Raw genomic sequence first — 14013 nt, 5'->3', positions numbered from 1 at the left:
GCCTCAGCCGGCCTTTGCGGCCACGAAGGCGGCCAGGCTGCCGAGGGTTTCGAAGGTGCTGGCGCTGATGTCGTCGTCGTCGACAACGATGCCGAAGTGGTCTTCCAGCGCGCCGATCAGGGTGACCACCGCCATCGAGTCGAGCTCGGGCAGGCTGCCCAGCAGCGGCGAACCGGCATCCAGCTTCTCTCCGGCGGCGCCGAGGTTGAGCACGTCGATCAGGATAGTCTTGACTTCATTCAGGTACATGGGTGCTCCGTGAGGTACTGCGCAGGCGACCCAGGACCGCCCACCGGTAATAATTGACATGGTACATAGTGCGCACCTGATCCGTCCAGCGCAGGTGCCACTCCATGACGCGGCCATAGAACTCGATGCGGCGCATGCGGCCTTCCTCGAACAGGCGGCGCGTCGCTTCCTCGCGCATCAGCAGCGTCGGCGACAGGCTGGACGGCACGGTTTCGTCGTAGCTGGTCTTCAGCACCACGATGCTGTCGCGGTCTTCGATGCACAGGTCCATTGCCACCAGCCGGTCATTGAACCAGTAGCGGTAGACGCTGCCCTGGCCGCGCCGGCAGAAGGCTTCCAGCATGGCACGGTAATAGCGGCCCTGGGCATTGTCGGCGTGGACCGCGGTGCCTTCGCCGGCCTTCCAGCCCGAGCTCTCCAGGCGGCCGTAGTCGGCCACCGCCTCCGCCATCTGCCAGGCTTCGCGGCAGACCTCGAGGCGCGTCGCCGTGCTCTCGCGCTGCAGGCGGTTGCGCTGCTTTTTCAGGTTGCTCCGCAGGTTCTTGCCGCGCGCCTCCCAATAGTCGTCGAAGCTGCCCGTCAGGTCGACGTGGGCGGTGGCGATGTAGTCCAGGGTCCGGACATGGCCTTCATCGGCCGGGCGCGGTGTCAAGAGCGGGTCCATCTGGGTCAGGCCGAACACCAGCGGCATGCCGGGCAGGGCGCGCAGCAGGGCGCGCAGCAGCGGCTCGAGCGGCTGGCTTGGGTGCTGCAGCCAAAGGCCGAGCGGCGCCTGGGACGGCTGCAGCGTGGCCCAGCTCCCGCGTCCGGCCGGCACGACGATGGCCATCGCCACGATCTGGCCGGCCTGCTCGCAGCAGGCCAGCAGGGCATCGGCGGGGGCGAATTCGGTGATCAGCGGCGCGACGAAGTCGGCGTCCAGCAGGATCGAGGCGGCGCTGTCGGCGTGCAGGCGCCGCCAGCGATCGGCGAAGGCGGCGAAGCGGGCCGCCGGAACGAGGGTCCAGGTCATGCTTGCAGGGCTCATGCTTGTAAAATCGCGCGCAGGGTCGCGCACATCCATTCCAGTTCGTCTTCGTGCAGTTCCTGGTGACAGGGGAAGGCCAGCACGCGGGTCGAGAGCATGCTGCTGACAGCGCACACGCTGTCGTCCACGCCGGGCCAGAGCGGGCGGGCAAAGCGCGTGACCGGTACACCGGCGGCGCGCACCTCGTCGAACAGGCGCTCGGGATCGTCCACCAGCAGCGGGAACATCCAGGGGCAGACGCCATCGGGCAGGGACGGGAACAGCGGCCGCACGCCGGGCAGGCCGGCCACGGCCGCCTGCAGCCGCAGGTAGCGTGCGCGCCGCAGCGCGACGATGGACGCCGCCGGCAAGCGCCGCAGCAGCAGGCGCGACAGCCAGGACGAGCGCTTGTCGAGCCAGGCCGGATCGAAGTCGAAGCTGCTGTCGGAGGACGCCGGCGCCAGCGCGGCCGCTGCCGGCGCGGGCGCGTTGCGGCGGCCATCGCGCAGGCGGCGCAGCGCGCCCTTGAGCCACAGCGGCGGCGCCAGCAGCGCGCGCAGCAGCGGCAGGCGGCCGTAAGCAAAACCGCTTTCGAGGGTGGCCAGCGCGGCCTTGGCCTCGAAGCCGGCGCCGGCCGCGCGCAGCGCCACGTTGTCCAGCGTGCGGCGCGCCGACACCAGCGCCCCGCCCTCGTAGACCGGATAGAACTTCATGCTGCTGGCGGCAGCGGCATCGCCCCAGGCGCCGACCGGGCGCCCGCCATGCGCGCCGAAGAAGGCGTGCGCGCAGTCTTCCAGCAGCAGCAGGCCGTGCGCATCGCAGAAGGCGCGCAGCGCGCTCAGGTCCTGCAGGAAGCCGAAATAATGCGTCACCATCAGCACCTTCACCTGCGGCGTGAGCTTGGCCGCGACGTCGTCGAGGTCGACCGAGGTGTCCGCGCGCAGCCGGTAGAACACGGGGCTGGCGCCGGCGTGCAGCACCGGCGGGATCATCGACGGGCTGTGGTAGGCCGGCACCAGCACCGCGTCGCCCGCCTGCACGCCGAGTTCGCGCAGTGCCAGCGCGATCGCGATGCGGCCGCTGGTGACCAGGCGCGCCTTGCCGGCGTCCAGCACCGACGGCAGGCAAGGTTCAGCCGGCGCCCGCCGCCACAGGGATGCTGCCGCCAGCACGGGGGGCAGCGGAATACGGGGACGGGCGGGAAGATTCGTTCGAAGCATGGCCAAGTATAGCCGCGATGTTAAGATGGCGGCCATGCCTGATCTGATCCACGATTTCATCTTCGACGCCGCCCGCCGCACGCCGGACGCCGAGGCGCTGGTGCATGGTGCGGCCCGGCTCGACTACGCGGCGCTGGCCGCCGCCGTGCGCGGCGCCGCCGGCGCTCTGCTCGGCGCCGGCATCGAGCGCGGCGAGCGGGTGGCGGTGTACCTGGAAAAGCGGATCGAGAACGTGGCCGCGATGTTTGGCGCGGCCCTGGCCGGCGCCGTGTTCGTGCCGGTCAATCCGCTGCTCAAGCCGGAGCAGGTGGCCTACATCCTGGCCGACTGCAATGTGCGTGTGCTGGTCACCTCGAACGAGCGCCTGGCCCAGCTGGCGCCGGTGCTGGCCGGCTGCCCGGACCTGCGCAGCGTGCTGGTCACCGGCGCGCCGAATACAGCGGCGGCGCCGGACGGCGTGCGCCTGAGCGGCTGGGATGCGGCCCAGGCCGAACCGGACGACGCCCTGCTGCGCGCGCGGCGCGCGATCGACGCCGACATGGCGGCCATCCTGTACACCTCGGGCAGCACCGGGCGCCCGAAAGGCGTGGTGCTGTCGCACCGGAACATGGTGGCGGGTGCGCACAGCGTGGCCAGTTATCTGGCCCTGGGGCCGGCCGACCGGGTACTGGCGGTGCTGCCGCTCAGCTTCGATTACGGCCTGTCGCAACTGACGACGGCGTTCCTGGCCGGCGCCACCGCGGTGCTGATCAACCACCTGTTCGCGCGCGACATCCTGCACGCCGTGGTGGAGGAGCGCATCACCGGCCTGGCGGCGGTGCCGCCGCTGTGGATACAGCTGGCGGCGCTGGCCTGGCCGGCCGGCTGCACACTGCGCTATCTGACCAATTCCGGCGGCGCCATGCCGGTCGAGACGGTGCGTGCGCTGCGCGCGGCGCTGCCCGGCGCCGAACTGTTCCTGATGTACGGCCTGACCGAAGCCTTCCGCTCGACCTACCTGCCGCCCGCGGAACTAGAACGCCGCCCTGATTCGATGGGCAAGGCGATCCCGAACGCCGAGGTGATGGTGGTGCGTCCCGACGGCACGCCCTGCGCGCCGGACGAGCCGGGCGAACTGGTGCATCGCGGCGCGCTGGTCTCGCTCGGCTACTGGAACGACCCGGTCAAGACCGCCGAGCGCTTCCGCCCGGCGCCGGGACGCAATCCTGCGTTGCCCATCGTCGAGATGGCGGTGTGGTCGGGCGACACGGTGCGCATGGACAGCGAAGGCTTCCTGTACTTTGTCGGCCGCAGCGACGACATGATCAAGGTGTCCGGCTACCGCATCAGTCCGACCGAGGTCGAGGAAGCCGTCCATGCGACCGGACTGGTGCTTGAGGCCGCGGCCTTCGGCGTGCCGCATCCGTCGCTGGGGCAGGCAGTGGTGCTGCTGGCGCTGCCGCGCGAGCCCGGCCTCACGCCGGCCGCGCTGCTGAAGGAATGCCAGCGTCGCATGCCGGCCTACATGGTCCCGGCCCACGTCGAGCTGCGTGCCGAAGCCTTCCCGCGCAACCCGAACGGCAAGTTCGACCGCAAGCTGCTGCAGCAGTCCTACCTGACTTTGTTTGAAGGTAAAGCACCATGAGCACCAAGCCCGTCCACGCGGCGCAAACCCTGTATCCCGTCGCCGGCGGCTGCCTGCAGGTCGGCGGCATTCCTCTGACCCGGCTCGCGCAGCGTGTCGGCAGCACCCCCTTCTATGCCTACGACCGCCGCCTGGTGAGCGAACGTGTGGCGCACCTGCGCGCGCACCTGCCGGCGGATCTCGAACTGCATTATTCTATCAAGGCCAATCCGATGCCGGCGCTGGTGCAGCACCTGGCCGGCCTGGTGGACGGCCTGGACGTGGCATCTGGCGGCGAACTGAAGGTCGCGCTGGACACCGGCATGGCGCCCGAACGCATCAGCTTTGCCGGTCCCGGCAAGTCGGATGCGGAACTGGCCTGCGCAGTCGCGGCCGGGGCCTGCGTGCACGCCGAATCCGAACGCGAGATCCGCGCGCTGGCGCGTATCGGCGAACAGCTCGGCATCGCGCCGCTGCTGGCGCTGCGCATCAATCCGGATTTCGAACTGAAGGGTTCCGGCATGCGGATGGGCGGCGGCGCCAAGCAGTTCGGCATCGATGCCGAAGAGGCGCCGCACATGCTGGCGCTGGCCGCGCAGCTCGGCCTGACGGTGGACGGCCTGCACATCTTCAGCGGCTCGCAGAGCCTCAAAGCGGAAGCGATCGTCGAGGCCCAGGCGCAGACCATCGAACTGGCGCTCCGGCTGGCCGGCGCGGCGCGCGCGCCGCTGCGCACCCTGAATATCGGCGGCGGGTTCGGCATCCCGTATTTTCCGGGCGAGGCTGCGCTCGACATCGCACCGATCGGCGCGCGCCTGCAGGAAGCCCTGCCGCGCGTGCAGGCGGCGCTGCCCGGCGTGCAGGTGGCGATCGAACTGGGGCGTTACCTGGTGGGCGAAGCGGGAGTGTATGTGGCGCGCGTGGTCGACCGCAAGGTCTCGCGCGGCCAGGTGTTCCTGGTCACCGACGGCGGCCTGCACCACCACCTGGCGGCGTCGGGCAATTTCGGTCAGGTGATCCGCAAGAATTATCCGGTCGCGATCGGCAACCGGATGAACGAGAGCGTGGAGCCGGTGTCAGTGGTCGGCCCGCTGTGCACGCCGCTCGACCTGCTGGCCGAGCGCATGGAACTGCCGCGTGCGGAGGTGGGGGACCTGGTGGTGGTGTTCCAGTCCGGCGCCTATGGAAAAAGCGCCAGTCCGGCGGCTTTCCTCAGCCATCCGGACGTCGTCGAAGTGCTAGTTTAATCAGCCGATATTGCGCGCCTTGTCGAACTGCTGCTCCAGCATCAGGCCGTCCATGAAGAACTTGGTGGCCCAGTTCGGGTAGCGGTAAGTCATGTAGTCGCCGTTGACCGGGTGCGAGCCCTTCAGCGCGCCGCGCACGTTCAGGTCGCCCGTCTGCAGGTCCTGGATGCTCATGTTGAAGCGGTTGGCGCGGACAGCCGCATCTTTGCACCATTGTTCGCCGGTCAGCTGGGCCAGGCGCAGCCAGTTGATCGCCATCTGCGAGTTGCCGGTCACGCAGCTCCAGGTGCAGACCGTGTTCCAGTCCGGATCGTAGTAGCCGTTCAGGGCGCCGTCGTCGCGCTGCTGCCTGGCGACCTGCTTGGCCATGCGCAGGGCGATCTCGATCCATTCCTGGCGGCCGGCGCAGGCGCCGACTTCGAGGATGCCCCGGATCGAGTAGGCGATCGTGTGGGTCAGCGCCTTTTCCACTTCATGCTTGGTCAGGCAGTTGTCCGGCAGCCAGCCGTTCGGCTTGGCGCGGCTCAGCGCCCATTCGACGTTCTTGACGGCCGCTTCCAGGTAGCGCGAATCGTCCAGCGCTTCGAAGGCGCGGATCAGGCCGAAGGCCGAACGGGTGTTGTAGCTGTTCAGCTTCGAGGTCGTGAACGGCGACGGGAAACGGCGCCAGCAGCCGTCTTCGTCCTGCGCCGCCACCAGCCAGTCCGACGCGCGGATCAGCGAGGTCTTGAAACGCTCGTCGCGGGTTTCCAGATAGGCCTTGGCCCAGCCGAACAGCGCCTGTCCCGTGTTGAAAATGGTCGGCGCAACGATCTCGGCCGACATGGTGCCGGCGCGCACGCCGCCGTCGTCGAGCTGGATGTCGCATTCCCATTCGGTCATGCGGCGCGCGGCCTCGGCGTATTCGGGTGCGTTGTAGTAGTTCGCGTAGTCGTACAGGGTGGGGATCGCGTAGCCGGTGGTTTCCGGGTAGGAGGCGTTCCAGCTGCGCGAGCGGATATCGTAGCTGTGGGCGACGCCGTCGTCGGGCGTGGCTTTTTGCGCGACCAGCAGCCAGTCCGCTGCCGCCTTCAGGTGGGTTTCGATGGACTGGGCCGGCGCGGTGCTGGCACCCAGTTTGTCCTTAAAGAGCTGAGTGAGATGTTTCATTGTCTTGAATGGGTAAGGAAGGAACAGTCGGCACCGACTTTAGTGTGTTTATTAATAAATTGCAAATATCTCGTATCGCGCGCTCGTCCAGTCCGGCGCTGAACGGCAGGCCGAGCAGGCGCCGCGCGGCGGCCGTCGCTGCGTCGTCCGGGCGCTCGGCGCAGACCCGGGTCTGGTAACCCAGGCGGGTCTCGACGCCGGCGCGCGCCAGGCGCTCGCGCAGCGCATCGAGGTCGGTTGCGGGCGGCAGCGACAGCATCACGCGCGACAGGTAGCGCCCCGGCGCGTATTGCGGGAAGCCGATGCCGTACCCTGCGGGCAGGGCGGCGTGGTAGGCCTCGGCGCAGGCGATGCGGCCGCTGCGCAGGCGCGGCAGGCGCGCCAGCTGGGCCAGCGCGATGGCCGCATCCAGGTTGGCGATGCGGGCCGGCTGCGGCGCCACGCGCTGCCAGCCCAGGCGTTCGCCGATGCGGCGGAAGTAGTAGCCGCTGTTGCCGGTCCAGCCCTGCCACTGGTAATTCCAGAGGAAGTCCAGCAGCGCGCGCAGGCGTCCGCGCGGCGCCGGCAGCTGTTCCCAGGCGGCGCGTGCCTCATCGTCCAGTTCGGGGTCGTTCACCAGCAGCACACCGCCGGAGCCGGCGACGCCGGTGACCACCGCCTTCGATTGCGCAAAGCTGATCAGGCCGACGTCGCCGAAGGTGCCGAGCAGGCGGCCGCCGGCCGCTTCGCCCACCACTTGGGCGGCATCGTCGACCAGGAACACCCCGGCAGCGCGGCACAGGGTTTCGATGGCCGCGATCGGCGCCGGGCTGCCGAACATGTGCGGCGCCACCACGGCCAAGGTGCGTTCGCCGAGCACGGCGCGCACGCCGTCCACGCTCAGGTTCAGGTCGGGGCCGATGGCGGCCGGCACCGCGCGCAGGCCGGCCGCTTCGACCGTCTGCACCACGCTCGGGCAGATATAGTCCGGCACCACGACTTCATCGCGCGCCGGGCGGCGCTTGCGGAACAGGTCGAGCGCGATGGCCAGCCCGGTATGCGCGAAGTTGAGCGGGTACACGGTGGACGGCGCATACTGCGCGGCCAGGCGCGCCGCCAGGCGCTCGGGCGCCGGCCCGCGCGCCACCCGGCCGCCCAGCAGGCAGCGCAGTGCGGCGCCGTATTCGGCGGCCGACCAGTCGGCGTAGCGGATGCGTTGGCGTTTCAAGCGTCGTGCTCCGTCTTCAGCGGCCCAGCTTGGCGCCGATGCGGCCCAGCATCAGGTCGAGCCAGGGGCGCGGATCGTTCCAGCGCCAGTAGGCGTCGCACACCTTGTGGCCGGCCGAGCGCTGGTCGACGCCGCCGCCGCCTTCTTCCAGCGACCAGCGGTCGATCAGTGGCTCGCGCCAGATGCGCGGCACCGGCACCTTCTTCGGCGCCACCTGCGGCAGCCCCGATTCGTAGCGGTAGGCCGCTTCCGGGATGTTGACGCCGTTCAGGCTCGCGACTTCTTCCTGGAAGTCGGTGCGCGCCACGGTCGGCTCGACCATGTAGAAACGGCCGTCGCGCTCGTCGCGCTTGTATTCCATGCTGCCCATGCCCGTGAAGCCGACCTGGGCGAAGAACCGGGCGGTCATTTGGTCGAGTTCATCCGATACTTCCCAGGCCGCGGTGCAGCTGGCGGTGCCGCCGATGCGCGGCGGCCAGGCGCGGATCTTGCGGCCGCTGAAGGAGCTGACGACTTCACCGCCTTCGCCCACGTACTGCAGGCAGAAATAGACTTCGTTGTCGGCGCCTTCGATCCATTCCTGCACCACCATGTCGGCCAGCACCGGGAAGATCTGTTCGTACAGCTCGGCCACCTCGGCCGGCGACTGGACCTTATAGGCCTTCTTGAAACGCGCGCCGTACTCGTAGCTCTTGGCGGCCGGCTTGAACACGCAGGGGAAGGTCAGCGCCTCGATGCGCGGCAGGTCGGCCTTCGATTCCAGGCGCACGGTGCGCGGCACCGGCGCGCCGACCGCTTCGGCCAGGTCCTGGAAGCCCTGCTTGTGCATCAGCGCCATCAGGCGCTCGTGCTCGGGCAGGCGCAGGTGGAAGCGCGCGGCAAGGCGCGCACGCGACTTCGAAATCTCGGTGACCGTCTTTTCCTCGGTCACGAACAGCATCAGCTTGCGCTCGTATTTTGCGCCGAGGTCCAGCATGGCCTTGACGAAGTCTTCGCCTTCGAGGGCGGCGCAGCGCAGCTTGCTGCCGTAGCGCGAGCGCATCGCCGGCGAGCGCGGGTCGGTGTCGGCCACGATCACGGGAATGCCGGCGCTGCCCAATGCGCGCACGATACCGAGCGCATTCAGGCCGCCGCCGACGACGACAGCCGGGAGTAACTTGTTGTTTTCAGTAGTCATGGTTGGCTTGCTTGCACGGTCAGTGCACGGTTGAACGGCCAGTGCGCGAGGCGCTGTTCGGAGATGCCCAGGTCGAGCATGACCTGGCGGATTTCGGTCAGCCCGCGCTTGTCGAACTGGACGATCCACAGCACGTAGGCGACGGCGCCGGTGAGGATTTCGATCCCCAGCATCGCGAAGGCCGGCACGCCGGCCAGCAGCATCGCCTCGCGCACCGCCAGCACCGCCGCCGCCATCGCGGCCGCCGCCACCAGCACCGGCAGCAGGGTGCGGTAGTAGTCGCTCATCTGCAGGCCGGTACTGCGGCGCACCAGGTAGAGCAGGCGCACCGACAGCAGCGGGTAGACCACCATCCACACCAGCGAGACGCCGCGCAGGCCGTCGAACAGGGCGCCGCCGACCACCGCCAGGCTCATCGCGACGCCGCACATCAGCGTATAGCCGGACAGGCGCTTGGCGTTGCCGGTGGCGATCAGGACCTGGGACAGCAGCGGATCGACCGACTTGATCAGGCCCATCACGCACAGCGCGCCGAAGGGCACCAGCATGGCGATCCATTTATCGCCGAGCAGCACCGCGACCAGTTCGCGCGAGCACACCAGCATGCCGATCAGGGCCGGATAGGTCACATACGCCACCCCGCGCGTGAAATGCAGGATGAAGGCGCGCAGCTGCGCCATGTCGTTCTGCAGCTTCGAGAACAGCGGCGAGGCGACGTTGGTGGCCAGCGTGGTCACCTGGCTGGTGGGCAGCGTGGCCAGCGAGAAGGCCATGTCGTAGATGCCGAGCGAACGGTCGCCCAGCACCTTGCCGATGATGACCTTGTCGGCATTGCTGTACAGGTACCAGAACACGCGGCTGGCGGTCACCTGCAGGCCGTAGTTGACCAGGCCGAGGGCGGCGCGCAGGCTGAAATTGCGGCTCGGACGCCAGCCGGCCAGCCAGAAGGCGCCCAGCGACTGGATCACGCTGGAAGCGATGAAGCTCCATACCAGCGCCCAGGCGCCCATGCCGGCAAAGGCCAGCGCCAGCGACAGCAGGCTCTGGATGAAGACGCTGACCACGTTCACGCCGGCCACCGCCTTGAAGTTCATTTCCTTGCGCAGGAGGCCCAGCGGCACGGTGCCGATCGCGCCGAACACGAAGGCGCTGGCCAGCACCGCGATCATCGGCTGCAGGCGCGGATTGCCGAAGAAGCTGGCGGCGAGGCCGCTGCCCAGGGCCGTGAGAGTGAACAGCACCAGGCTGGTGAGGATCGAGAAGACGAAGCAGCCGTTGACCTCTTCTTCCTTCAATTCGGTCTTCTGGACGATCGCGGCGCCGATGCCGATCTCGTTGAAGAAGCTGACGAAGCCGACCAGCACCATCGCCATCGCCATCAGGCCGTAGTCGGCGGGCGTCAGCAGGCGCGCCATGACCAGGGTCGCGCCCAGCGAAATCACCTTGCCGAGGGCGCCGCCCAGTCCGAGGTGGCCGACCGCCTTGACGGTCTTGGAACGAAGGTCGGTACTCATGCCAGTGGTAATTCCTGTTTGGGGGCGTCGGCCGCGGCCGGAATGCTGCCGGATGCGGCGTCGTTCAGCACGGTGGCCAGCTGGCCGGCGCGGTGCACGCGCGAGGAGCCGGCGACCAGTTCGTCGCTGGCGATGTAGGCGCGGCCGGCCGCGATGTCGTCGATGAAGCCGGACAGCACCGGCGCGATGGCATCGGCGTTGTCCATGTCGGCCAGGCTGAGGAAGCCGGCGGTGCGCAGCACGCGCGCGGTCTCGCCGGCCGGGTCGACCAGGCCCATGACCGGCTTGCGGGCACGGAAGTACTCGTAGATCTTGGCCGGGATCTGGGTGTTGAAGGGGGTGCCCTGGAACACCAGCAAGCCGTCGGCGCCGAGCATCTCGCGCAGCGCGTCGCGATAGGGCACCGGCGGCGCCGATTCGACGATGTCGTCGACGCCGTGGCGCTGCGCCAGCTCGGCGATCTCCTTGACGTCGCCCGGGGCGCGCAGGATCACGCGCAGGGTGGCGGCGCTGGCGCGGCCCTCGGCCTTCAGGCGCGCAACGGCGGCCAGGAAGGCCGACGGATCGCGTCCTGCCTGGTACAGCACGCCGCTGTGGACCAGGGTGATGCGGCCCGCGGCGCCCGGCCGGGCGGTAGCGGCGGCGGACGGGTCGAAGCCGTCCTCGTCATAGCCGTTCTCGATGACCGTGAACTTCGATGCCGGCAGGTGCGGGAAGCGCTCGCGGTAGGAATTCAGGGCGCTGTGCGTGGTGAACACGGCGAGAGTGCAGCGTTCGATGGTGCGTTTCTCGATCCAGGCGTACATGGCGCGCTGCAGGCGCGGGGTCGGATAGGCCGGCTGGATCATCGGGTCGCGGAAATCGGCCACCCACGGCAGGCCGGTCAGGCGCTGCAGGCTCAGGCCGATCAGGTGCGCGGTGGCGAGCGGGAAGGTCGACCAGATCACCTCCGGACGGTAGCGCCGGATCAGCGACAGGCCGGCCGGCACCGCGCCCAGCCACCAGCTGATCCAGCGGTCCGGCAGCGCCAGCCAGCCCGGATAGCGGCCCTTGATGCCCAGGTGGTGCTTGGCGTCGAGCGCGAACACGCGGCGCACCACCAGGTCCGGCGGCACGCTGGTCAGCTGCGACGGGTTTTGCACGCTGTAGGCGCGCGGGTGGGCCGACAGCACCATCGGCTCCCAGCCATACTTTCCCAGGTGTTTTGCGAAGCTTAACGTGCGCTGGATGCCGCTGCTTGCCGCCTGGGGCGGAAAGTGAAAGGCGATCAGTAGTGCGCGTTTGGTCATGATGTTTCCAGTAATAGAACTTGTTGAATCGTGAGGCTAGCGTGGCGGAACGCGGGCTGGTATCGCCAGACCGTCAGCGGACGCCGGTACCTGCTCCGGCAGCACACTGGGTTTTTTTTGTTTGTACATCAGCAATTTTTCCATGGCCACCAGCAAGACCATGATGTCGTAAAGGAGGTCGAAATACGCCAGCGACAGGAAGGCGCCGCCGGCCATGAAACCGATCATGCTGACCTGGGACATCGAGGCCAGGTCGGACGCCCATTTCAGCTCCGGCTTGTCGCGGCAAAAGCGCACGATGCGGGTGCCGGTGCGCCAGACCAGGAACAGGAACACCAAGTACAGCGCCAGTCCGATGAAGCCGTGTTCCCCCATCACCTGGAAGTAGATGCTGTGCGGTGCGTGCACGTCGTGCGGGTTCGGCGCATAAATCTGGAACATGCGCGGCGTGAAGGTCCGGTAACCGCCGCCGGCCAGGCTGTCGGAGGCGATGTTGTAGGCGAACTGCCAGGCATTCAGGCGGCCGTTGGCCGAGGCGTCGCTCTTGTATTCGCCGATCGTGTTCATGCGGCCGAACCACTTCTCGGGCATCAGCGCATACACGGCGCCGACCAAGGCCAGCAGCACCAGGGCAGTACGCACCTTGTTCTTGTTACGCAGCCACAGCATGCTGAGCATCGCCGCACCGGCCAGCAAGGCGCCGCGCGAGTATGAACCGGCGGCCGCGGTGATCGTGAGGCAGGCCAGCGCCAGCAGGCCGTAGCGTATCCACTTGCGTGGTGCCTGCAGGCTCAGGTACCAGATGAGGGGAACGGTGGTCAGCAGCGCCAGAGCGATATCGTTGTTGTCCGTAATATATGAATCAGGCGGACCCAGCACGCGGCTGGTGCCGCCGGAAGTGATCGTGAAAATCCCACCCTTGGCGCCATAGAATCCGAGCGAAAGGCCGACCACCCAGGCGAACAGTTTGACGTCCCGTTCGGTGTTCAAGACGGCGATGGTAATGAAGATCATCACCATCTCCTTGATCACCCGCTCCCATTCGGCCCAGGCGCGCACCTGTTCGTTGGCAAAGAAAGTGGTGAACGTCATCCAGGCAATAAAGCAGGCCAGGACGACCAGGACGGGCAATTTGGGAATCATTTTGGGTTCGCGCGACTTCAGCATGCTGAACACGGTCAGCACGCTGATCATCAGCGCAAACTGGAAGTCGTAGGCGGCGCCGTAGGTCAGGCGGTGCGGATTCATCAGGCTCAGCCAGGCGAATACCATCACGCCGTAGGCCGGCCGCTTCAGGATAAAGGGAATGGTCCCGAAAATTAAGATGAAAACAAAGACGTCACGCATGGCAATCCCGGATCAGAACACGAGCCAGCGCAGCAGGCGCAGGGAGAACAGCAACGGATTGCTGTCCCATGGCAGGCTGCGCGGCAGGCGGAAGCGGTCGTCGCCGCTGGAGGCCGCGCCCAGCGCCGTGGTAAAGGCCGCCGAATAGCCGGCTTCGCGCGCCATCGCCACGTGGCGCTGGTCGAAGTCGCGGCCTTCCTTGCCGTTCGGGTAGGCGAAAAGGCGCACCGCGGCGCCGGTCACGGCTTCCAGCTCGTGCTTGCAGGCGACGATCTCGCGCCGCGCGCTGTCGTCGTCCAGGCTGGTCAGGATCGGGTGCGACACCGTGTGCGCGCCGATCTCGATGTTCGAGCGCGCCATCGTGCGCACCATCTCCGAGGTCAGCATCACGTCCGGCGCCGCGGCGCCGCCGGCGCGCCGTTCGAGTTCGGCGACCAGCACGGCGCGCCCTTCCGGCGGCAGGTATTTGGCGGTCTGGGTCAGCTGGCGCACGGCGTGGCGGCGCGCTTCCAGCCCGTTCAGCTGGTAGCTGCCGGCATCGTGCGCGCCCAGGTCGAGCGCGCCGTCGGGCAGGCGCCGCACTGCTTCCAGGATGCGGTCGTTCCACATATTGCCGTGGTCGAGGAAGCCGCTGGTGACGAACACCGTGGCCGGCAGCATGTATTCGCGCAGCACCGGCAGCGCCAGGTCATGCACCGAGCGGTAGCCGTCGTCGAAGGTGATCGCCACCGCGCGCGCCGGCAGGCGGCCGCGCGCCAGCAGGTCGACTGCGTCGGACAGCGGCAGCACGTTGAAGCCATCGGCCAGCAGTTTCATCTGCCAGCGGAAGATCGCCAGGTGCGGCTCGAACCCAACCAGCGGATCGGGCTGGGCCAGCACGCGGTGGTAATTCAGGATGCACAGGCGCCGTCCCTCGGACTCCTGGCGCGCAAGGCGGTCTCCGGCGAAGCGCACCAGGCGCGCACCGGGGTGACGCGAACGGACGTAGATCGTCATGCCGGCTCC

Annotated in this window: 12 protein-coding genes; 2 read left to right on the top strand and 10 right to left on the bottom strand. The window is 68.2% G+C overall.

Annotated features, from left to right (window positions below; translation table 11 throughout):
• Positions 1-3: 3 nt before the first annotated feature.
• The 3 genes from LQV39_RS10865 to LQV39_RS10855 are packed head-to-tail and all read right to left on the bottom strand — an operon-like array spanning position 4 to position 2475.
• Entirely contained in the window at positions 4-249 is a 246-nt protein-coding gene (locus LQV39_RS10865) for an acyl carrier protein (RefSeq protein WP_230025246.1), read from the bottom strand.
• Entirely contained in the window at positions 236-1261 is a 1026-nt protein-coding gene (locus LQV39_RS10860) for a GNAT family N-acetyltransferase (protein WP_230025244.1), read from the bottom strand. Before LQV39_RS10860 ends, LQV39_RS10865 begins: the two co-directional genes overlap by 14 nt.
• Positions 1262-1272: 11 nt before the next feature.
• A complete protein-coding gene (locus LQV39_RS10855) occupies positions 1273-2475 on the bottom strand; it encodes an aminotransferase class I/II-fold pyridoxal phosphate-dependent enzyme (protein ID WP_230025242.1) in 1203 nt (400 codons plus the stop codon).
• A 34-nt stretch (positions 2476-2509) separates the two neighbouring features.
• On the opposite strand from LQV39_RS10855, the gene LQV39_RS10850 reads away from it, so the two are divergent.
• Both LQV39_RS10850 and LQV39_RS10845 read left to right on the top strand, forming a co-directional pair.
• Positions 2510-4099 carry an acyl-CoA ligase (AMP-forming), exosortase A system-associated gene (locus LQV39_RS10850; RefSeq protein ID WP_230025240.1) on the top strand — a complete coding sequence of 530 codons (1590 nt, stop codon included), beginning with the start codon at positions 2510-2512 and terminating at the stop codon, positions 4097-4099.
• Positions 4096-5325, top strand: coding sequence for a pyridoxal-dependent decarboxylase, exosortase A system-associated (locus tag LQV39_RS10845; RefSeq protein ID WP_230025238.1), 1230 nt, complete (start codon positions 4096-4098; stop codon positions 5323-5325). Before LQV39_RS10850 ends, LQV39_RS10845 begins: the two co-directional genes overlap by 4 nt.
• Here LQV39_RS10845 and LQV39_RS10840 read toward each other — a convergent pair whose 3' ends face one another.
• The 7 genes from LQV39_RS10840 to LQV39_RS10810 are packed head-to-tail and all read right to left on the bottom strand — an operon-like array spanning position 5326 to position 14004.
• Positions 5326-6474 carry a hypothetical protein gene (locus tag LQV39_RS10840; RefSeq protein ID WP_230025236.1) on the bottom strand — a complete coding sequence of 383 codons (1149 nt, stop codon included), beginning with the start codon at positions 6472-6474 and terminating at the stop codon, positions 5326-5328.
• Positions 6449-7681 (bottom strand): DegT/DnrJ/EryC1/StrS family aminotransferase, encoded by a 1233-nt coding sequence (locus LQV39_RS10835; protein WP_230025234.1) that lies wholly within the window; start codon positions 7679-7681, stop codon positions 6449-6451. The genes LQV39_RS10840 and LQV39_RS10835 overlap by 26 nt, the downstream gene beginning before the upstream one ends.
• Before the next feature lie 16 nt (positions 7682-7697).
• Complete coding sequence (locus LQV39_RS10830; RefSeq protein WP_230025232.1) at positions 7698-8858, bottom strand: carboxylate--amine ligase; 1161 nt, start codon at positions 8856-8858, stop codon at positions 7698-7700.
• Complete coding sequence (locus LQV39_RS10825) at positions 8855-10372, bottom strand: lipopolysaccharide biosynthesis protein (protein ID WP_230025230.1); 1518 nt, start codon at positions 10370-10372, stop codon at positions 8855-8857. Before LQV39_RS10825 ends, LQV39_RS10830 begins: the two co-directional genes overlap by 4 nt.
• Positions 10369-11661 (bottom strand): glycosyltransferase, encoded by a 1293-nt coding sequence (locus LQV39_RS10820; RefSeq protein WP_230025228.1) that lies wholly within the window; start codon positions 11659-11661, stop codon positions 10369-10371. Before LQV39_RS10820 ends, LQV39_RS10825 begins: the two co-directional genes overlap by 4 nt.
• Positions 11662-11697: 36 nt before the next feature.
• Entirely contained in the window at positions 11698-13008 is a 1311-nt protein-coding gene (locus LQV39_RS10815) for a putative O-glycosylation ligase, exosortase A system-associated (protein WP_230025226.1), read from the bottom strand.
• 12 nt (positions 13009-13020) lie between these two features.
• Positions 13021-14004 (bottom strand): polysaccharide deacetylase family protein, encoded by a 984-nt coding sequence (locus LQV39_RS10810; protein WP_230025224.1) that lies wholly within the window; start codon positions 14002-14004, stop codon positions 13021-13023.
• Between the last annotated feature and the right edge of the window lie 9 nt (positions 14005-14013).

The sequence above is a fragment of the Massilia sp. Bi118 genome, from assembly GCF_918697865.1.
Lineage (GTDB): Bacteria > Pseudomonadota > Gammaproteobacteria > Burkholderiales > Burkholderiaceae_D > Telluria.
The sequence above is the reverse complement of the archived record's forward strand: the minus strand, read 5'-3'. Positions and strand labels throughout refer to the sequence as shown.

Coding starts and splice junctions, on each gene's coding strand:
- LQV39_RS10840 (WP_230025236.1), bottom strand. CDS start 6,474: ATGAAACATCTCACTCAGCTCTTTAAGGACAAACTGGGTGCCAGCACC.
- LQV39_RS10850 (WP_230025240.1), top strand. CDS start 2,510: ATGCCTGATCTGATCCACGATTTCATCTTCGACGCCGCCCGCCGCACG.
- LQV39_RS10810 (WP_230025224.1), bottom strand. CDS start 14,004: ATGACGATCTACGTCCGTTCGCGTCACCCCGGTGCGCGCCTGGTGCGC.
- LQV39_RS10860 (WP_230025244.1), bottom strand. CDS start 1,261: ATGACCTGGACCCTCGTTCCGGCGGCCCGCTTCGCCGCCTTCGCCGAT.
- LQV39_RS10815 (WP_230025226.1), bottom strand. CDS start 13,008: ATGCGTGACGTCTTTGTTTTCATCTTAATTTTCGGGACCATTCCCTTT.
- LQV39_RS10865 (WP_230025246.1), bottom strand. CDS start 249: ATGTACCTGAATGAAGTCAAGACTATCCTGATCGACGTGCTCAACCTC.
- LQV39_RS10820 (WP_230025228.1), bottom strand. CDS start 11,661: ATGACCAAACGCGCACTACTGATCGCCTTTCACTTTCCGCCCCAGGCG.
- LQV39_RS10855 (WP_230025242.1), bottom strand. CDS start 2,475: ATGCTTCGAACGAATCTTCCCGCCCGTCCCCGTATTCCGCTGCCCCCC.
- LQV39_RS10845 (WP_230025238.1), top strand. CDS start 4,096: ATGAGCACCAAGCCCGTCCACGCGGCGCAAACCCTGTATCCCGTCGCC.
- LQV39_RS10830 (WP_230025232.1), bottom strand. CDS start 8,858: ATGACTACTGAAAACAACAAGTTACTCCCGGCTGTCGTCGTCGGCGGC.
- LQV39_RS10825 (WP_230025230.1), bottom strand. CDS start 10,372: ATGAGTACCGACCTTCGTTCCAAGACCGTCAAGGCGGTCGGCCACCTC.